This is a genomic window from Lysobacter sp. BMK333-48F3 (genome assembly GCF_019733395.1).
Taxonomy (GTDB): domain Bacteria; phylum Pseudomonadota; class Gammaproteobacteria; order Xanthomonadales; family Xanthomonadaceae; genus Lysobacter.
In genome coordinates, this window is the sequence record NZ_JAIHOO010000001.1 from 3,343,446 (window position 1) to 3,363,240 (window position 19,795).

Here is a 19,795-nt window from a genome sequence, read left to right on the forward strand (position 1 = left end):
GTCATCCAAGGGGGCTCGCGCCGGGCTCGTCCAGACGTACCCGGTTACGTGTGGCGTCGCGCAACTGCGCTTTCAAGGCGGGCAACTGCGACGCCGGCAGGCGGATCCGCACTCGCACGCCGTCGGCGCTATAGCGTTCTTCGGTCTTTTCCGCGCCGTAGGCGGCGAGCGCGGCATGGACCGCGCCGGTGTCCTCGAAAGCGAAAGCCAGGCCGAGCTCGTCGTAGCGCACCAGCTCGCGACGCGGCGCGCGGCGCAGGCATTCGGCCGCGCAGCCGCCGTAGGCGCGCACCAGGCCGCCGGCGCCGAGCTTGATGCCGCCGTACCAGCGGGTCACCACCACCGCGACCCGGTCGTAGCCCTGACCGTCGATCGCGGCCAGGATCGGCCGCCCGGCGGTGCCGGCCGGCTCGCCGTCGTCGTTGAAGCGGTACTGGGCGCCGATCCGATAGGCCCAGCAATTGTGGGTCGCGGCCGGGTCGCCGACTTCGGCGAAGAAGGCCAGCGCCGCCTCCGGGCTCTCGACCGGGGCGGCCAGGGCCAGGAAGCGGCTGTGCTTGACCTCCTGGGCCAGGCTGGCGCGCTCGGCCAGGGTCGAGGCGCCGGCGGGCGCGTTCATTTCAGCAGCGGCCGCAGATCGTCCGGAATCCGTACCCGCGGGTGGGCGCTGCGGAAACGGCGCAGGCCGTCGCGGGCGCGCTCGGTCTGGCCGGCATCGCGGTACTCGCGGATCCGCTGCAGCCATTGCGCCGGGGCCAGGCGGGCGTCGGCCGCATCGGCGTCGGCGGGCACGCCGGTCGTGCCGACCGTGCGGATTCGGCTGCCGGTGACCTGGACCCGGTCCAGCACGGCCGACTCGGCGGCGCTGTCGGCGGTCGCCGCCGCGGCCTTGGCTTCGGCGGCATTGGCGGCGCTGGCCTTGTGCGCCGCGGTGGGTGCGGGCGCGCGCTGCAGTTCCGCGGCGCGGTAACCGTCGTTGTCGGCGCCGGCGGACGCCGCGCCCGGCGCGGCAGCGCCGCTGGGCGGAGCCGCCGCTGCGGCGGCCGGAGGCGCCGGCGGGGCCGGCGGAGGCGGTGGCGCAGGCAGTTCGATCGGGGCCGGCGCTTCCGGCGAGAACGCCTGCGGGGCGCGGCGGGCGCGCAGCGGCTCGGCGCGCTGCTCGGCCTTGGCCGCTTCGTCGGCCTGTTCGCGCTGCGCGGGCTCGGCCGGCGGCGGCATCCGCGCCGGCGTCGCCGGGGCGGCCACCAGCGGCTCGACGGTCTCCACGATCTGGCCGGCGGCGTCCGCGGCGATGCTTGGCGGCGGCGGAGGGGCGGCGTCCTGGGCCTGCAGTTCGGCGGTCGCGGCGCTGTCGGCCGTCGCGCTGGCGGCCTGCTTGCTGGCGGCCTGCTCGGCAACGGCAGCGGGCGCCGAGGCGGGTAGGGCGGCCTGGTCTTCGCCGACCGCCTCGAAACTCTTGCCGGCCGGGCGCAACTGCCAGGCGATGCCGACCGCGAGGGTCAGCGAGGCGGCCACGCCGATCCACGCCGGCCAGCGCGAACGCGGCCGCGCGCGCGGCGCCTGCGCCACCGCGGCATGGGCGGCGGCCAGGATCCTGGCGTCGAGCGCGGGCGAAGGGCCGTCGTGCGGACCCAGCCGCAGCAGCCGGTCGGCCAGCTCGCGTTCTTCGGCCGACAACGGATCGGGGGCGTCGGGACGGCGGTTCATTCGGTCAACCTCGCGCGCAACTTGTCCATCGCGTAGCGCAACCGGGACTTCACGGTCTCCCGGCCGGCTCCGGTGATGGCGCCGATATCCTCCAGACTGAGTTCCTGTTCCAGGCGCAGCAGCACGACTTCGCGCTGTTCCTGCGGCAATTCTTCGATGGCGCGCTGCAGGCGCCGGCGCTGCTCGAACTCGGACAGCTCGCGCTCGGGCGTGGTCGGGTCGGGCACGCGCGCGGCGCGCTCGTCGCCGTCCTCCGGCGCCGCCGGGCGGTGCTTGAGCCCGCGCCAGTGGTCGTTGAGGCGATTGTGGGCGATCCGGAACAGCCAGGTGCTGAACGCCGCCTCCGGCTTCCAGCCGTGCCGGGCCGCGATCACCCGCTGCCAGACGTCCTGGAAAAACTCGTCGGCGAGCGCCGAATCACGGATTTGCCGCAGCAGGAAGCGGTACAAGGGGCCGCGATGGCGCGCATACAGCACCTCGAACGCAGCGGCATCGCCGCCGGTCCAGGCGAGCATGAGCACGTCGTCGCTGGCGTCCGCACCGGAATTCATCCGCGGCAGGGTACGGCCTGGCGGCCCCGACGGGAAGCGCTTGCGCGCCTGGGGAGCCTCGTATAGCGGTAGTTGCAGTGCCATCGACATGCTCGGGTTAACGGTTCGGCGACCGGCATGGGGTTGGCCTATGCCGCTTGCGTAAAGCTCGCGTTATCCTGCGTCCTGCGCAGAAGGCGGCGATCCGGTGCAGAGCAGTGACGTACTTCCAGTGGCGGTAGGCGGACGCTCGTCTGCGGGCGACGCCCTGGCCTGTGCGCTGCAGGAGGCCTTGCCGGCCGGTTCCCAGGTCGTGGTGTGCTGGCGCGATGCGCAGGGGCGGGTGGCCGATTCGTCGACCCCGGTCGCGCCGGCGCCGTTGCGCGCCGACGCCGCCGCCTGGCTGGAGCGCGACCCGCCGGCGGTGGGCGCCTCCGGCGACACCCGCTCGGACCGCATCGAGGCCGCCTGGTGGCTGGAGGACGGCAGCCGCGCGGCCCTGGTCGCGGCCCTGCCGCAGTCGATGCCGACGCCGTTGCGCGCGGCCTGGCTGGCGATGGCGCGGCGCATCGTCGCCGCCGACCTGGCCGCGGTGCGCGCGCACGCCCGCGCCGAGGCGCTGGAGAAGTCCGAACGCCTGCAGCAGGCCTTGTACGGCATCGCCGACCTGGCCGGCTCGGGCCTGGAAATGAGCGATCTGCTCGGCCGCATCCACGGCGTGGTCTGCGGCCTGACCTACGCCGAGAATTTCTACATCGTGCTCTACGACGACGTCGCCGACACGATGCGCTTCCTGTACTTCGCCGACCGCGCCGACCCCTTCGTCGCCGATCCCGAACAGGTGATCCGCGCCGCCGACACGCCCAACAGCCTGACCCTGGCGCTGCTGCGCCACGGCGAGGCCTTGCAGGGCAGCTCGACCAGCCTGCGCGAGCTGCTGGGGGTGGCGCCGGACGAGGTCCACGGCCCGGACAGCGCCGACTGGCTCGGCGTGCCGATGCGCCGCGGCGAGCGCGTGTGCGGCGCGATCGTGGTGCAGAACTACGACACCCCGGGCAGCTACGGCGAAGAGGACCGCGCCCTGCTGTCGTTCGTCGCCCAGCACATCCTCACCGCGCTCGACCGCGTCCACGCCCGCGAAGAACTCGAGCGCCGGGTCGCCGAGCGCACCTATGCGCTGCAGCTGAGCAACCGCGACCTGCAGGCCGAGATCATCGAGCGCCAGCGCTCCGAGCGCCTGCAGCGCGCGCTGTTCCGGATCGCCGAGCTGACCATCACCTCCGACACACTGAGCCGGTTCTACTCCCAGGTGCACGACGTGGTCAGCGAGCTGCTGTACGCGCGCAATTTCTACATCGCGCTGCTGTCCGACGACGGCGAACGGCTGCAGTTCCCGTATTCGATCGACGAGCGCGACATGATCCGCGAGTCGCGCCGGCTCGCCGACGGCCTGACCGAGTACGTGATCCGCCAGGGCCGGCCCTTGCTGGCCGACCGCAACCGCATCGCCGAGCTGCACGCGCGCGGCGAGGTGCGCAGCCACGGCGCCGCCGCGCATTGCTGGCTGGGCGTGCCGCTGTTCCGCGACGAGGCGGTGGTCGGGGTGATCGCGATCCAGAGCTACTCGCGCGCGATCGCCTTCAATGCCCGCGACCAGGAACTGCTGACCTTCGTCGCCCACCACATCAGCATCGGCCTGGCGCGCAAGCAGGCCCAGGACCGGCTGGTCACCGCGCACGGCGAACTCGAACAGCGGGTGGCCTCGCGCACCCGCGAGCTGGCCCATACCAACGCCGAACTGGTCGAGCAGATCGGCGAGCGCGTGCGCGCCGAGCAGAAGCTCACCCACCAGGCCTTGCACGACACCCTGACCGGGCTGCCCAATCGCGGCCAGTTGCTGGAACGGCTGGGCCAGGCCATCGCCCATGCGCGCCGCGACCGGCGTGCGTTCGCGGTGCTGTTCCTGGATCTGGACCGGTTCAAGCTGGTCAACGACAGCGTCGGCCATTCGGCCGGCGACGAACTGCTGGTCGAGAGCAGCCGCCGGATCGTCGCCGCGGTGCGCGCGGAGGACACGGTGGCGCGGCTGGGCGGCGACGAATTCGCGATCCTGGTCGAGGACCTCGACGGCCAGGGCATGGTCGAAGAGATGGCGCACCGGGTGCTGCGCGCGCTCGGCGAGCCGTGCTGGATCGCCGGGCGCGAGGTGTTCCCTTCGGCCAGCATCGGCATCGCCCTGTGGCATCCGCGCTATCGCGACGGCATCGAACTGCTGCGCGACGCCGACGCCGCCATGTACCGGGCCAAGGGCCTGGGCCGCGGCCGCTGCGCGGTGTTCGACGAGGAGATGCGCGAGCAGGCGATGCGCATCCTCGACCTGGAAGCGGACCTGCGCCGGGCGATCAACGGCGACGCCTTCGTCGCCTACTACCAGCCGATCGTGCGCCTGGACGACCGCGCCCTGATCGGCCACGAAGCCCTGCTGCGCTGGCGCCACGAAAAACGCGGCCTGCTGCTGCCGCGCGAGTTCATCGGCGTGGGCGAGGACAGCGGCCTGATCGAAGAGGTCGATTGGATCCTGTACGGGCGCGCGGTGGCCGAACTGGCGCGCGGCGGCGAGGGCTACATCTCGGTCAACGTCTCGCCGCGGCATTTCCGCGCCGGCGACTTCGCCGACCGCCTGCTGCGCCTGCTCGACGACGCCGGCGCCGACCCGCAGCGCCTGCGCATCGAGATCACCGAGGTCGCCCTGCTCGACGACGTGCCGCGCGCGCTGCGGATGCTGCGCACCCTGCGCAATCACGGGGTGCTGGCGCAACTGGACGATTTCGGCACCGGCTTCTCGGCGTTGTCGTACCTGCACCGGTTCCCGATCGAGTGCCTGAAGATCGACCAAAGCTTCGTCGCCGGTCTGGTCGGCGAATCGCGGCCGGAGAGCGTGGCGGTGGTGCGCGCGATCCAGGCCCTGGCCGGCACCTTGGGCATCCACACCATCGGCGAGGGCGTGGAGACCGAAGCCCAGCGCGCGGCCTTGCGCGAACTGGGCTGCGTCTACGGCCAGGGTTTCCTGTTCGGCCGTCCGGCCGAGCGGCTGCTGAGCGGCCCGGTCGCCGCGCCGCCGCTGCCGGCGGCCGACGGCGCGCCGGCTTCGCGCGCCGCCGGCGCCTCGTCCTCGCTCAGCGGCTGACTGCGACCTCGGTCGCCGGCGCCGCCGGCGTGCCGAGCTGGACCCGGGCGCGCTCGACCAGGCCGATGAACTCCGCGCGCAGGCCCCAGCGATCGTCCAGGCGCACGCTGCGCGCGGTCGCGGCGATCCGCTCCCAGCCCCAGCCGTCGATCTGCTTGCCGCCGCGCAGCGCGTCGGCGAAAGCGGCGACCGCGGCGGCCAAGCGCATCGAGTCGCTGGCGACGGCGCGCAGGCCATCCTTGCGCACCGGGGCCTCGATCAGCTGGCTGCGTTCTTCGCCGGGGCGCTTGTAGCGCAGCTTGAGCAGGGCGATCTCGTCCTGGCCGCCGGCCGCGGCCGGCGCGGAGGCGGCGTAGCGCAACGCCGGCAGACGCGCAGCCTTGGAACCGACCGGGGTGATCTCGTACAGCGCGGTGACCTGGTGGCCGGCGCCGATGTCGCCGGCGTCGACCTTGTCGTTGGCGAAGTCCTCGCGCTTGAGCAGGCGGTTTTCGTAGCCGATCAGGCGGTATTCGGCGACCTGGGCCGGGTTGAACTCGATCTGGATCTTGACGTCGCGGGCGATGGTCAGCAGGGTCGAGCCCATCTGCTCGACCAGCACCTTGCGCGCTTCCTGCGCGGTGTCGATGTAGGCGTGGTTGCCGTCGCCGACGTCGGCCAGCTTCTCGGCCAGCGCATCGTTGTAGTTGCCTTGGCCGAAGCCGAGTGTGGTCAGGGCGATGCCGCTCTTGCGCTGGTCGGCGACCAGGGTTTCCAGGGCGTTGTTGTCGACCGTGCCGACGTTGAAATCGCCGTCGGTGGCCAGGATCACCCGATTGACGCCGTTCTTGACGTAGGCCTGCTTGGCCATGGCGTAGGCCAGGCGGATGCCGTCGCCGCCGTTGGTGCTGCCGCCGGCCTGCAGCCGGTCCAGCGCGGCCAGGATCTCGTCCTGGCGGTCGCCCGGCGTCGGCGCCAGGACCAGGCCGGCGGAACCGGCATAGACCACGATCGAGACCCGGTCCTGCGGGCGCAGCTGGCGGGTCAGCATCGAGAACGCGTTCTTCAGCAGCGGCAGCTTGTCCGGCGAATCCATCGAGCCGGAGGTGTCGATCAGGAACACCAGGTTGGCCGGCGGCAGGGCGCGCTTGGGCATCTCGTAGCCCTTGATGCCGATCATCAGCAACTGGCGCTGGGCGTTCCATGGCGCCGGCGCCAGTTCGGTGCTGACCTTGAAAGGTGTCGCCAGCGAAGCAGGAGCCGGGTGCTGGTAGTCGAAGTAGTTGATGAACTCCTCCGCGCGCACCGCATCGGACGGCGGACGCACGCCGTCGTTGATCATGCGCCGCACGTTGGCATAGCTGCCGGTGTCGACGTCGATGGAGAAGGTCGACAGCGGCTGTTCGCTGGCGCGCTGCACCGGGTTGTCTTCGCGCGCGGCGTACTTCTCGGTGTTGGCCGCTTGGGCGTACCCGGGCGGCGGCGGGGGCGCGGGCGGGGCGCTGTAGCCGAGCGCGGCCGGCGCGGCCTTCAGGGCCTGGGACGTTGCCCGCACGCGCGAGGCGGTGACCTGGATCCGCGCCAGCGCGGCGCCGGCCTTGGCCTCGGTGCGCGGCGGTGCGGGCGGCGCCGCGGGGGCGGGCGGGGCGATGGATGCGGCCGGCGCGGCGTAGGCGTCGGCAGCGGCTGGGGCGGCCTCGATCGGGGCGGCATTGCCGGATGCGGTCGCTTCGGCCTCGGCCGGCGGTATTTCCGGTGCCTGCTTGGCCAGATCGCCGGGCGCCTGGCAGGCGCCGAGCGAGACGGCCAGGGCCGCGAGCAGGGCGACGCGCAGTGCGCGCGGGTGGGACGGGATCGAAGCGGACGCGGAACGGGCGGATGTGGCGCGGGCGGACATGGCGGCTTCCCTGGTGTGTGGACCTGGGAAGATCAACGCGCCGCCGCGGCGGACGGGGTTGCGGGCGGTGCAAATAATTTTCGGTCGCTGCGCAGACCCCGCCGCGGCGCCGGTTCAAGGCGCGGGTTGACGCGCCGGTTCAAGGCGCCAATTCAACGCGCCGGTTCAACGTGCCGGTTCAACGCGCCGATTCAACCGGCCGGGTCGCGGATCACCAGCAGCCGCTGTTCGCTCATGTCATCGATCGCATAGCGCACGCCCTCGCGGCCCTGGCCGGAGTCCTTGACCCCGCCGTAGGGCATGTTGTCGACCCGGAAGCTGGGCACGTCGCCGACGATCACCCCGCCGACGTCGAGCCGGTCCCAGGCGCGCATGGCCCGATCCAGGCGGCCGGTGAAGACCCCGGCCTGCAGGCCGAAGTCGCTGTCGTTGACCCGATCCAGCGCGCGCTCGAAATCGTCGAAGGGCTCGATCAGCGCGACCGGGCCGAACGCCTCCTTGCGGTACAGCTCGGCGTCGCGCGGCACCTTTTCCAGCAGCGTGGCCGGGATCATCGTGCCCTGGCGCGGGCCGCCGGCGATGCGCTTGGCGCCGCCCTTGAGCGCGGCGTCGATCCAGCCCTGGATGCGCTGCGCGGCTTGCTCGTCGACCACCGGTCCGATGAAGGTGCTCTCGTCGCGCGGGTCGCCCATGCGCAGCGCGCCGACCGCGGCCTTGAGCTTCTTGCGCAGCTTGTCGTAGATATCGGCGTGGGCGTAGATGCGCTGCACGCTGATGCAGCTCTGGCCGCTCTGGTAGTAGGCGCCGAACACCAGCCGCTGGACCACGTGGTCCAGGCTCGCGCCCGGGTCGGCGTCGACGATGCAGGCCGCATTGCCGCCCAGTTCCAGGGTGACCTTCTTCTTGCCGGCGCGGGCTTTGAGGTCCCAGCCGATCAGGCCGCCGGTGAAGCTCAGCAGCTTGATCCGTTCGTCCTCGACCAGCAGCGAGGCGTCCTCGTTGGAGCAGCACAGGGCCGAAAACGCGCCTTCGGGCAGGTCGGTCTCGGCCAGCACTTCGGCGATGATCAGCGCGCCGACCGGGGTCTTGATCGCCGGCTTGAGCACGAACGGGCAGCCGGCGGCGATCGCCGGCGCGACCTTGTGCGCGACCAGGTTGAGCGGAAAATTGAACGGAGTGATGAAGCTGCACGGGCCGATCGGCACGCGCTTGACCATGCCGCGGTAGCCGCGGGTGCGCGGCGAGATCTGCAGCTCGAGCAGTTCGCCGGGGCTGCGGGTGGCCTCGTTGGCGGCGATGCGGAAGGTGTCGATCAGCCGGGTGACCTCGCCGCGCGCGTCCTTGATCGGCTTGCCGGCCTCGATGCACAGCGCCAGCGCCAGTTCTTCGAAACGCTCGCCGAAGCGGCGCACGCAGTGTTCGAGCACGTCGCGGCGGCGGTCGGGAGCGAACTGCGCCATCGCCTCGCGCGCCTTGTGCGCGGCGACGATCGCCTTGCGCACCGCGGCCGCGTCGGCCATCGCCACGCGGGTGGCGCGCTTGCCGCTGTACTTGTCCAGCACGTCCAGGTCGGTGTTGGCGGCGACCGCGCGGTTGGCGAGGTAGTAGGGGTAACTGGGCTTCAGGCCCTTGCCGGCGCGGGCGGCGGTGGCGGTCTTGGACTTGGCCATGGAATGCTCCGGAGAAGTGGAAAGCGGGGCGCGCTCAGCGCAGCGCGGCGGCCAGGCGCGGAATGTCCTGGTTGAGGATACGGTCGTCGTCGGCGTAGTCGATCGGCACTTCGATCAAGTCCACCCCGGGCGTGTCCAGCGCCCGCCGCAGCAGCGGCAGGAAAGCGTCGCTGGACTCGGGGCGGTGGCCGCGCGCGCCGTAGCTGCGCGCGTAGGCGACGAAATCGGGATTGCCCAGGTCCATGCCGAAGCTGGGATAGCGCTCGTGGGCCTGCTTCCACTTGATCATGCCGTAGGCGTCGTCGCGCAGCACCAGCACGGTCAGGTCCAAGCCCAGCCGCACCGCGGTCTCCAGTTCCTGCGAGTTCATCATGAAGCCGCCGTCGCCGCACACCGCCAGCACCCGGCGGTCGGGGCAGACGATGCGCGCGGCGAGCGCCGAAGGCAGGCCGGCGCCCATCGTCGCCAGTGCGTTGTCCAGCAGCAGGGTGTTCGGTTCGCGGCAGCGGTAGCTGCGCGCGAACCACAGCTTGTACAGGCCGTTGTCCAGGCAGACCACGTCGCGCGGCGCCATCGCCGCGCGCACGTCGGCGACCAGCCGCTGCGGCGCCAGCGGGAAGCGGTCGTCCTCGCAGCGCTCGCGCAACTGCGCCAGCAGCGCGTCGCGGACCCGGCCGAAGAAGGCGAAGTCCCAGTGCGGCTGCGGTTGCAGCACCTCGCCAAGGCGCCACACCGAATGGGCGATGTCGCCGACCACTTCGATCTGCGGGAAATACACCGGGTCGACCTCGGCCGCGTCGTAATTGACGTGGATGACCGTGCGCCGGCCCTCGCGCATGAAGAACGGCGGCTTTTCGATCACGTCGTGGCCGATGTTGACGATGCAGTCGGCGGCGTCGATCGCGCGGTGGACGAAGTCGTGGTCGGACAGGGCGGCGTTGCCCAGCCACAACGGCCCTTCCTCGTCGAGCACGCCCTTGCCCATCTGGGTGCTGAAGTAGGGGATGCCGAGCTTGGCGACGAAGGCGTGCAGGGTCTTGGCGGTGGTCTTGCGGTTGGCGCCGGCGCCGATCATCAGCAGCGGGTGGCGCGCCTGCGCGATCGCCTGCGCGGCGCGTTCGATCGCCTTGTCCTCGGCCACCGGCCGGCGCGAGAACGCGGCCGGGATCGGCCGCGCCTCGGTAGGCTCGCCGGCGACGTCCTGCGGCAGCTCCAGGTGGACCGCGCCCGGGCGCTCTTCCTCGGCGCGGCGGAAGGCCTCGCGCACCCGCGCCGGAATGCTGTCGGCGGAGACGATCTGGCGGGTGTACTTGGTCAGCAGGCGCATGGTGTCGACCACGTCGACGATCTGGAAGCTGGCCTGCTTGCTGATCTTGATCGGCTTCTGCCCGGTGATCATCAGCATCGGCATGGCGCCGAGCTGGGCATAGGCCGCGGCGGTGACCAGGTTGGTCGCGCCGGGGCCGAGGGTGCTCAGGCAGACCCCGGCCTTGCCGGTCAGCCGGCCGTAGGTCGCGGCCATGAAGCCGGCGGCCTGTTCGTGCCGGGTCAGCACCAGCTCGATCGAGGAGGTGCGCAGCGATTCGAGCAGGTCGAGGTTCTCTTCGCCGGGAATGCCGAATACGTACTCGACGCCCTCGGCCTCGAGCGCGGCGACGAACAGATCGGACGCCTTGGTCATGCCGGACTCCATCGCGGGCAGTGCCCGAAGCCGTGCATGGTCGCCCAGGCCGCGTTAGCGGCGGGCGATGACCGGCGCCGCGGCGCGTCGCGGCCGCCGGCTCAGAGCGGCAGCGTGGCCTGGCTGGGCGCGGCTTCGTCGCCGCCGTCGGCCTCGACCCGCAGTTGCAGCTCGCCGTCGCCGACGCGCGCGCTCAGGCGTTCACCTGCGGCGGCGTCGCCGACCCGGCGCACCACCCGGCCGTCGCGGTGTTGCAGGATGGCGTAGCCGCGCGCCACGGTCGCCAGCGGGCTGCAAGCCTCCAGCGAGCGCGCCAGGCCGCGCAGGCGCAACTGCTCGGCGCTCAGGCGCCGCACGATCGCATGGCGCGGACGCGGCGCCAGCGCGGCCAGGCGCTCGCGCAGGGCGGCGATGCGGCGTTGCGGCTGGTGCGCGCGCAGCACCGCATCGGCGTGGCGCAGGCGCGCGCGTTCGCGCTCCAGGCGCAGGCTCCAGGCCTGCTCCAGCCGGCGCCAGGCCTCCTGCTGGCGGCCGCGCAGCGCGGCCAGCCGCGCCTGCGGGCGCAGCGCGTTGAGGCGCAGGCCGGCGCGGTCGGCGCGTTGCATGGCCTGGCGCAGGCGCTGCGCCTGCAAGTTGCACAGGCGCGCATCGAGATTGCGCAGGCGGTGCAGCAGGTCTTCGCGCTGCGGCACCAGCAATTCGGCCGCCACCGACGGGGTCGGCGCGCGCAGGTCGGCGGCGAAGTCGGACAGGCTGAAGTCGGTTTCGTGGCCGATCGCCGAGACCACCGGCACGCCGGCGGCGGCGATGGTCCGCGCCAGGCGCTCGTCGTTGAACGCCCACAGGTCTTCCAGCGAGCCGCCGCCGCGCGCCAGCACGATCACGTCGTAGCGCTGCGAGGCGTCGGCGCGCTGCAGCATGGCGACGATCTGCGCCGCGGCGCCTTCGCCTTGCACCGGCACCGGCAGCACCTCGGCTTCGACCAGGGGGAAGCGGCGCGCCAGCACGCTGAGCACGTCGCGCACCGCCGCGCCGCTGGGCGAGGTGATCACGGCGATGCGGCGCGGGTAGCGCGGCAGTTCGCGTTTGCGTTCGCGGTCGAACAGGCCTTCGGCGGCCAGGCGCGCCTTGAGCTCCTCGAACGCGCGCCGCAGCGCGCCTTCGCCGGCCTCTTCCATGTGGTCGAGCACCAGCTGGTAGTCGCCGCGCGCCTCGTACAGGGTCAGCCGGCCGCGCGCGAGCACGCGCAAGCCCTCGCGCGGGACGAACTTGAGCCAACTGCTCTTGGGCTTGAACATCGCGCAGCGGACCTGGGCGCGCGCGTCCTTGAGGGTCAGGTACAGATGCCCGGAGGACGGCCGCGACAGATTGCCCAGCTCGCCCTCGACCCAGATCAGCGGAAAGGTGTCTTCCAGCACGTTGCGCGCGAGCGCGTTGAGCTGGCTGGGGGTGAGGACGTCGTCGGGAGAACTGGGGGGCATGACGAAGCAGGAGCGAGGCAAGCCGCTCGAAGCGAAACAGGTGCGGCGATGGTAACCCGTCCGGCGCGGGGCTTCCGGGGTAGGCGGCGGGTCGCAAGGAACCGGGCCGGGAGACCTTCCCGCATGAGAAGGCTGGAGCGCCCGGAGCGTCATCCCGACGGCGCGGATGACCGCCTGCAGGAAACGCGGACTTTCTTGGAAGGCCTTCAGACTCCGCGCGCTCGGCCCGGCCGCGCCGAAACCCAGGCGCAGCCGGGCCGAGCGCGGTTTCGCCGCGTCAGCCGCGCTTCACCCCCGCCGCACCTGCGCCCGCCGCGGCGGCGTTACAATGCAGCCCATGAATTCCGATGCCGTCCTGCCCTGCGCCCACCCCGATTTCGGCCCGATGCCGCGCCGCCTGACCCGCTCCGTGCAGATCGGCGGGGTCCAGGTCGGCGGCGGCGCGCCGGTGGTGGTGCAGTCGATGACCAACACCGACACCGCCGATGTCGCTTCCACCGCCAAGCAGGTCGCCGAACTGTGGCGCGCCGGCTCGGAGATGGTGCGCATCACCGTCAACACCCAGGAAGCCGCCGCCGCGGTGCCGCGCATCGTCGACAAGCTGGCGATGATGGGCATCGAAGTGCCGATCATCGGCGACTTCCACTACAACGGCCATCAACTGCTGACCGCCGAGCCGGCCTGCGCCGAAGCCCTGGCCAAGTACCGGATCAATCCCGGCAACGTCGGCTTCGGCAAGAAGAAGGACAGCCAGTTCGCGACCCTGATCGAGCTGGCGATCAAGTACGCCAAGCCGGTGCGCATCGGCGCCAACTGGGGCTCGCTGGACCAGGCCTTGGCCGCGCAGCTGATGGACGAGAACCACACCCGCGCCGAGCCCTGGGACGCCGGCCGCGTCTTGCGCGAGGCGCTGATCCGCTCGGCGCTGGACTCGGCCGCGCGCGCGGTCGAACTGGGCCTGGCCGCCGACCGGATCGTGCTCAGCGCCAAGGTCAGCGGCGTGCAGGAACTGATCGCGGTGTATCGCGAACTGGCCACCCGCGGCGACTACGCCCTGCACCTGGGCCTGACCGAAGCCGGCATCGGCAGCAAGGGCATCGTCGCCTCCAGCGCCGCGCTCGGCGTGCTGTTGCAGGAAGGCATCGGCGACACCATCCGCATCTCGCTGACCCCCGAGCCGGGCCAGGCGCGCAGCAACGAGGTCATCGTCGCCCAGGAACTGCTGCAGACCATGGGCCTGCGCGCGTTCACGCCGATGGTCACCGCCTGCCCGGGCTGCGGCCGCACCACCAGCACCTTCTTCCAGGAACTGGCGCAGACCGTGCAGGAGCACGTGCGGGCGAAGATGCCGGAGTGGAAGATCACCCACCCGGGCGCGGAAAACCTGACCCTGGCGGTGATGGGCTGCGTGGTCAACGGCCCGGGCGAATCGCGCCACGCCAACATCGGCATTTCCCTGCCGGGCACCGGCGAGGCGCCGTCGGCGCCGGTGTTCGAGGACGGCGAGAAGACCGTCACCCTGCGCGGCGAGAACATCGCCCGCGAGTTCGTCGATCTGATCGACCGCTACGTCGACCGCAACTACGCCGCCCGTGTCGCAGGTGCCTGAGGCCGAGATCCGGCGCACGGACGACGCCGGAACCCGCGAAGACGCCGCCGCGCTCCGGCGCGGGCCGGGCGACAGCGCGCTGGAACAGGAGGCGCGCTTCGGCATCGCCTTGCTGCGCCGCCACGGCTGGGCCCTGGCCCTGGTCTTCCTCGGCCTGCTGCTGCCGCTGTGGGCCTTCGCCGAACTGGCCGACGAGATCCACGAACGCGAAGCGATCGTGTTCGACGTGCCGATCCTGCAGTACGCGCACGGCCTGGCCCGCGAAGGTTTCGACACCGCCTTCGTGCTGCTGTCGCAACTGGGCTATCTGTGGGGCGTGGTGCCGTTCGACATCGGCCTGGTGCTGATCCTGACCCTGCGCCGGCGCTTCCGCGAAGCCAGCTTCGCCGCGCTCGCGCTGGGCGGCTCGGGCCTGCTCAACATCGCCGCCAAGCAGTTCTTCGCCCGCGAGCGGCCGTCGCTGTGGGAATCGATCGCGCCAGAGCACAACTACAGTTTCCCCAGCGGCCATGCGATGGGTTCGATGACCCTGCTGGTCACCCTGCTGCTGCTGAGCTGGCCGACGCGCTGGCGCTGGCCGGTGCTGGCGATCATGCTGCCGTTCGTACCCGCGGTCGGCTTCTCGCGCCTGTACCTGGGCGTGCATTACCCCTCCGACATCCTCGCCGGCTGGGCGGTGGCCACCGCCTGGGTAGTGGCGGTCTACCTGGTCGTGTACCGCGGCGGCCTGCGGCGTCCCTGGCATCGCTCTAGCTGATCGAGAGCCCGCCGGCAAGGGGCGGCGCGGCCATCGTTGCCGCGTTTTCGCCAAAACAAGCAAACTTATTCCGCAGATACTGCATGGGCCGGGTAGGGGGAACCCTGTCCGCCTGCGTTGTCACCTTCAGGGGGAAGTGAGCGACGCAGCGTATGCGCCCGTGTCCAGTCCGGGCCGCTATGGATCCACCTCTCCCTACACGGGTGCGCAACGCCGGTCGCGTTGGCCGCGTTGCGCTTAGCGCAAGCGTCAGCAATGAGGGGCTAGGGGAATGCGGAAAGTGATGAAGAGGACGTCCATCGCGACGGCCATCGCTGCGGTCGCGGCCATCGCCGGAGCGACGGCGATGATGTCGGGCCGCGAGTCGGGACAGAGCGGGCCGATCGGCGGCGCGCCGTCGCCGTCGTTGGCGAGCGAAGCCGCCCTCGACGGCTACAAGCGCTACATCGTGGTCTATCGCGAAGCGCCGCTGAGCGCCTACAAGGGCGAACTGCGCGGCATGCCGGCGCCCAAGCGCCTGCCCAGCGTCAGCGGCGGCAACGGCCGCATCGATGTGCAAAGCGCGTCGGCGCGCAGCTACGTGCAGCACCTGGGCGACGTCCAGTCCGCGCACGAGCGCCGCATCAGCGGCCTACTCGGCCGCAGCCCGCGGGTGGATTTCCGCATGCGCCACGCCCTCAACGGCATGGTCGCCGAGCTGACCTCGGCCGAAGCCGACCGCATCGCCCAACTCGACGAAGTGCGTTTCGTCGAGCCCTATCAGGAATACGAGCAGGCCACCGACGTCGGTCCGGCCCTGATCGGCGCGCCGGCGTTGTGGAACGCCGCGCCGAGCGGGTTCCGCGGCGAAGGCATGGTGGTCGGCATCATCGACTCCGGCATCAACTTCGGCAGTCCGGCCTTCACCGCCGTCGACGACAGCGGCTACCAGCACGTCAACCCGCTCGGCGCCGGCACCTACCTGGGCTCCTGCGCGCCCGGCGGCGTCGACGAGGGCCGTTGCAACGACAAGCTGATCGGCGGCTACGACTTCGTCTGCCAGGCGCCCGGCAACCAGTGCGACGTCGCCGACGTGCGCGAAGAGCCCGGCTTCGGCGACACCAACAGCCACGGCAGCCACGTCGCCTCGACCGCGGCCGGCAACGCCTGGACCGCGACCTATCGCGGCCACAACATCCGCATCTCCGGCGTCGCCCCGCGCGCCAACATCATCGCTTACGACGCCTGCTACACCCAGATCTCCACCGGCCGCGGCCTGTGCCCGAACACCGCGACGGTGCGCTCGATCGACCAGGCCATCGCCGACGGCGTGGTCGACGTGATCAATTACTCGATCGGCGGCGGTTCCAACCCGTGGAGCGAGGCGACCTCGCTGTCGTTCCTCAACGCCACCGACGCCGGCATCTACGTCGCCGCGGCCGCCGGCAACGACGGCCCGGCCTCGTACACCGCCAGCCATCTGGAGCCGTGGGTCGCCACCACCGCCGCCTCGCAGCACGGCCGCGGCACCTTCGCATGGGTGCTGTCGGTGTCCGGCCCGGGCAGCGTGCCCGGCGACCTGCAGGCGATCGAGTTGACCGAAGGCAGCGGCGGCACGCCGTTCGCCGTCGCCATTCCGAACAACACCCCGGTGCGGGTCAGCGCCGGCATCGATACCGCCAACGACGGCTGCGCCGCGTTCCCGGCCAACAGTTTCCAGGGCGCGGTCGCGGTGGTTCGCCGCGGCACCTGCAACTTCACCGACAAGGTCGCCAACGCCGCGGCCGCCGGTGCGGTGGCGGTGGTGATCGCCAACAACCAGCCCACCGGCCTGACCCCGACCGTGACCGGCGCGACCGTGCCGGCCTTCGTCGCCAGCCAGGCCGACAGCAACCTGCTGCGCGACTTCGCCAACGCCAACGCCAACACCAGCACCGGCGGCATTCCGTTCCCGTCGGTGATCGTCAACAACACCCCCGACCAGCTCGCCGATTTCAGCTCGCGCGGTCCGGCCGGGGTGCTCGACGTGATCAAGCCGGAAATCACCGCCCCGGGCGTGGACATCCTGGCGGTCACCGCCGGCACCTCGATCAGCGGCAGCGAGAACTCGGTCGGCCTGATCAGCGGCACTTCGATGGCCTCGCCGCACCATGCCGGCGCCGCCGCGCTGGTGCGCCAGGCGCGTCCGAACTGGACCGTGGCCGAGGTCAAGTCGGCGCTGATGATGACCGCCAAGCAGGAAGTGCTGAAGGAAGACGGCGTCACCCAGGCCGACGCGCACGCAATGGGTTCCGGCCGCCTGCAGCTCGAGCAGGCGATCCGCGCCGGTCTGGTGCTCAACGAGACCACGGCCAACTACCGCGCGGCCAACCCGGCCGGCGGCGGCGACGTCTCGACCCTGAACCTGGCCAGCATGGCCAAGTACAGCTGCGCCAACTCGTGTTCGTTCACCCGCACTTTCCGCAACGTGCTGCCGACCCGGCAGACCTGGACCGGCAAGGTGCAGGGCCTGAGCGCGCTGGTCTCGCCGTCGCTGTTCACGCTCAACCCGGGCGAGACCAAGACGGTCAAGATCACCGTCAGCACCAGTTCGCTGGCGCCCAACGGCAACTTCAACTTCGGCAAGCTGGTGCTGACGCCGTCCGGCGGCGATACCAGCCAGCCGCTGTTGCGCCTGCCGATCGCGGTCGCGGTGCAGCCGCCGCGCCTGGACGCCACGCCGTCGACTTCGTTGACCCTGACCCAGGGCAACAGCGGCAACGTGACCTTCCGCCTGGCCAACATCGGCGGCTCCAACCTGGATTGGCAGATCGACAACACCGGCAGCGGCGGACGCACGCTGGTGGCGCAGTTGCCGAACAACACCAACGGCCGCCGCTCGACCCGGTTCACCGACGCGGCCACGGTCGGCGCGCGCGCCCAGCTGTCGGCGGACGACTTCACCCTCAGCGACGCGACCGGGATCACCCGCATCGTCGCCGACGGTTTCGTCAACGGCGGCACCCTGGCGACGTCGACCAACATCAACTGGTCGATCTTCCGCGACGTCGGCGGCAACCCCGAAGGCAATCCGGAGTCGACGCCGCAGTTGGCGGTGTGGAGCCACACCTCCACGTTCAACGGCGCCGGCGTGTCGACCTCGGGCTTCGCCAGCATCAGCCTCAACCTCGCCACCGCCGGCCAGAACCTCAATCTGCCGGCCGGCCGCTACTGGCTGGTGGTGTCGGTGCGCGCGCCGTTGGCGACCAGTTGGTTCTGGTTCAACGCCACCAGCGGCGACAACGTCTATCGCGGCGCGATCATCAACCCCGACGGCAGCGGCGCCTGGTCGGCGACCGCCGGCGCGCCCGGCCTGGCCTACCAGCTGCAGGGCGCCAACGCCTGCGGCGCCACCTGGATCGGCGCGCCGTCGCGCGCGTTCGGCCGCCTCGCGGTCGGCGCCAATGTCGACACCCTGGTGCAGATCAGCGCCGCCGGCCTCGCGCCGGGCAGCTACTCCGGCTATGTCTGCGTGGCCAGCAACGATCCGCTGCGTCCCAAGGCGGCGCTGCGGGTCGCGCTGACCGTTACGCCTTCGCCCTGACCGCGCTGCGCGCCGGGTCCGTTCGCGGACCCGGCGCGTTCCATCCGGCCGGGCCGAGCGCGGCCCGCGCCGACGCCACTTTCGCCGCCGCGCACGATCACGGTCGCGCGGCGCGCACGACATCCTCCTGGGGGACAGTTTGAACATCACGCACAAGACCCTTCTCGCCGCCGCGCTCTCGCTGGCTTGCGCCTCGGCCTGGGCCGGCGAAGCCTGCCTGCTCGACGACGGCTTCGGCGGCACCACCACCGGCGGCGCCACCGCCAACGGCGGCAGCGCGCTGGCCTGCGGCCAGGGCGCGACCGCGGACGGCGATTTCGCCGTCGCCCAAGGCGCCGGCGCCACCGCCAGTGCGGTCGGCGCGGTCGCGGTCGGCGCAGGTTCCACCGCATCGGGCGACCAGAGTTCGGCGGTGGGCGCGGGCGCGACCGCCTCGGGCGCCAACGCCAGCGCGATCGGCGACAGCGCCACCGCCTCCGGCGAATTCTCCACCGCGAACGGTTCGGCCAGCACCGCCGGCGGGCGTTTCGCCACCGCCAGCGGCGCCGGCAGTACCGCCAGCGCCGACAACGCCACCGCGCTGGGCGCGAACAGCTCCGCCTCGGCGGTCAATTCGGTCGCGCTGGGCGCAAACTCGATCGCCGATCGCGCCAACACGGTATCGGTCGGCGCCGCCGGCGCCGAACGCCAGTTGGTCAACGTCGCCGCCGGCACCGCCGACACCGACGCGGCCAACGTGTTCCAGCTCAACACCCTGGCCGGCGCGCTCGGCGGCGGCGCCAGCTTCGCCGGCGGCGCGTTCACCGCGCCGACCTACTCGATCCAGGGCGGCAGCTATCGCGACGTCGGCTCGGCCTTCGCCGCGGTCGACGGCCGCCTGACCGATCTGTACGGCCGGGTCGGCGCCGGCGCCGCCAATTCGGTGACCTATACCGACGCTTCGCAGACCCAGGTCGCGCTGCAGGGCGCCGGCGGCACCCGCGTGTCCAACGTCGCCGCCGGCACCGCGCCCACCGATGCGGCCAACGTCGCGCAGGTGCAGAGCGGCGACGCCCAGACCCTGCGCAGCGCCAACGCCTACACCGATTCGCGCGTGACCCAGATGCTGGCCGCGCCGACCGAGGCGATCAACGAACTGCGCGACGACATGAACTGGCGTTTCAACAAGCAGGACCGCCGCATCGACAAGCTCGGCGCGATGACCTCGGCGATGGTGCAGATGTCGGCCAGCGCGGCCGGGCTGCGCACGCCGAACCGGGTGGCGGTCGGCGCCGGTTTCCAGGGCGGCCAGCAGGCCTTGTCGATCGGCTACCAGCGTGCGATCAGCGACCGCGCCACGGTGACCCTGGGCGGCGCGTTCAGCGATTCGGAAAGCTCGGCCGGCATCGGCGTGGGTTTCGGTTGGTGAATGGAGCCGGGGCGGGCCGCAACGGCCCGTCCCGACCGCCGCCGCGCGGCCGCGCGCGGTGTTGCAGGAACGTAACGGCGGTCCGCTTGCGGGGCGCCGGTCGCGGACTAGAATCGGCCGGACACGCGCGAAGCGTGGCGGTCGTCACGGAGCTGTCGCGTCGCCGCGGGAACCCGGCGGCGACCGTGGGGGGAGTGCCGCCCGGATTGCGTTAGTGGCTTTAGCCGGGGCCGGAGGAAGCGGGCCGGGCGCAGCGGGCACGGCGCAGGGCCGGTGTTCGTCGTGGACGATGTTTCTTCCTGAACTCGCGCCGCGATATGCCTGAGG

12 protein-coding genes are annotated in these 19,795 nt (G+C 71.8%); 5 read left to right on the forward strand and 7 right to left on the reverse strand.

Going from position 1 to position 19,795, the window contains the following annotated elements; genetic code table 11:
* Position 1: 1 nt before the first annotated feature.
* The 3 genes from K4L06_RS14360 to K4L06_RS14370 are packed head-to-tail and all read right to left on the reverse strand — an operon-like array spanning position 2 to position 2,258.
* Positions 2-619, reverse strand: a complete 618-nt coding sequence (locus tag K4L06_RS14360; protein WP_221672024.1) for a YigZ family protein — start codon at positions 617-619, stop codon at positions 2-4.
* Positions 616-1,707, reverse strand: a complete 1,092-nt coding sequence (locus tag K4L06_RS14365) for a hypothetical protein (protein WP_221672025.1) — start codon at positions 1,705-1,707, stop codon at positions 616-618. The genes K4L06_RS14360 and K4L06_RS14365 overlap by 4 nt, the downstream gene beginning before the upstream one ends.
* Complete coding sequence (locus K4L06_RS14370; RefSeq protein ID WP_064748702.1) at positions 1,704-2,258, reverse strand: RNA polymerase sigma factor; 555 nt, start codon at positions 2,256-2,258, stop codon at positions 1,704-1,706. The genes K4L06_RS14365 and K4L06_RS14370 overlap by 4 nt, the downstream gene beginning before the upstream one ends.
* Before the next feature lie 271 nt (positions 2,259-2,529).
* Here K4L06_RS14370 and K4L06_RS14375 point away from each other — a divergent pair, with 271 nt between their 5' ends.
* The gene (locus K4L06_RS14375; RefSeq protein WP_255595140.1) at positions 2,530-5,424 is read left to right on the forward strand and encodes an EAL domain-containing protein; all 2,895 of its coding nucleotides are present in this window, start codon (positions 2,530-2,532) and stop codon (positions 5,422-5,424) included.
* Here K4L06_RS14375 and K4L06_RS14380 read toward each other — a convergent pair.
* The 4 genes from K4L06_RS14380 to xseA all read right to left on the reverse strand — a co-directional run bounded on the left by K4L06_RS14380 (position 5,414) and on the right by xseA (position 12,132).
* Entirely contained in the window at positions 5,414-7,300 is a 1,887-nt protein-coding gene (locus tag K4L06_RS14380) for a VWA domain-containing protein (protein ID WP_221672026.1), read from the reverse strand. The genes K4L06_RS14375 and K4L06_RS14380 overlap by 11 nt on opposite strands.
* Before the next feature lie 191 nt (positions 7,301-7,491).
* Positions 7,492-8,970, reverse strand: coding sequence for an aldehyde dehydrogenase family protein (locus K4L06_RS14385; RefSeq protein WP_221672027.1), 1,479 nt, complete (start codon positions 8,968-8,970; stop codon positions 7,492-7,494).
* Positions 8,971-9,004: 34 nt separating this feature from the next.
* Complete coding sequence (locus K4L06_RS14390; RefSeq protein WP_221672028.1) at positions 9,005-10,651, reverse strand: acetolactate synthase large subunit; 1,647 nt, start codon at positions 10,649-10,651, stop codon at positions 9,005-9,007.
* A 101-nt stretch (positions 10,652-10,752) separates the two neighbouring features.
* Positions 10,753-12,132 (reverse strand): exodeoxyribonuclease VII large subunit, encoded by a 1,380-nt coding sequence (gene xseA / locus K4L06_RS14395; RefSeq protein ID WP_221672030.1) that lies wholly within the window; start codon positions 12,130-12,132, stop codon positions 10,753-10,755.
* 337 nt (positions 12,133-12,469) lie between these two features.
* Here xseA and ispG point away from each other — a divergent pair, with 337 nt between their 5' ends.
* The 4 genes from ispG (at position 12,470) to K4L06_RS14415 (ending at position 19,468) form a co-directional block, all read left to right on the forward strand.
* Complete coding sequence (ispG, locus tag K4L06_RS14400; protein ID WP_221672031.1) at positions 12,470-13,741, forward strand: flavodoxin-dependent (E)-4-hydroxy-3-methylbut-2-enyl-diphosphate synthase; 1,272 nt, start codon at positions 12,470-12,472, stop codon at positions 13,739-13,741.
* Positions 13,725-14,498, forward strand: coding sequence for a phosphatase PAP2 family protein (locus K4L06_RS14405; protein ID WP_343225762.1), 774 nt, complete (start codon positions 13,725-13,727; stop codon positions 14,496-14,498). The genes ispG and K4L06_RS14405 overlap by 17 nt, the downstream gene beginning before the upstream one ends.
* 283 nt (positions 14,499-14,781) lie before the next feature.
* On the forward strand, positions 14,782-18,060 hold the full coding sequence (locus K4L06_RS14410) for a S8 family serine peptidase (protein WP_255595142.1): 3,279 nt from the start codon (positions 14,782-14,784) through the stop codon (positions 18,058-18,060).
* Positions 18,061-18,199: 139 nt separating this feature from the next.
* A complete protein-coding gene (locus K4L06_RS14415; RefSeq protein ID WP_255595143.1) occupies positions 18,200-19,468 on the forward strand; it encodes a YadA-like family protein in 1,269 nt (422 codons plus the stop codon).
* Positions 19,469-19,795 lie beyond the last annotated feature (327 nt).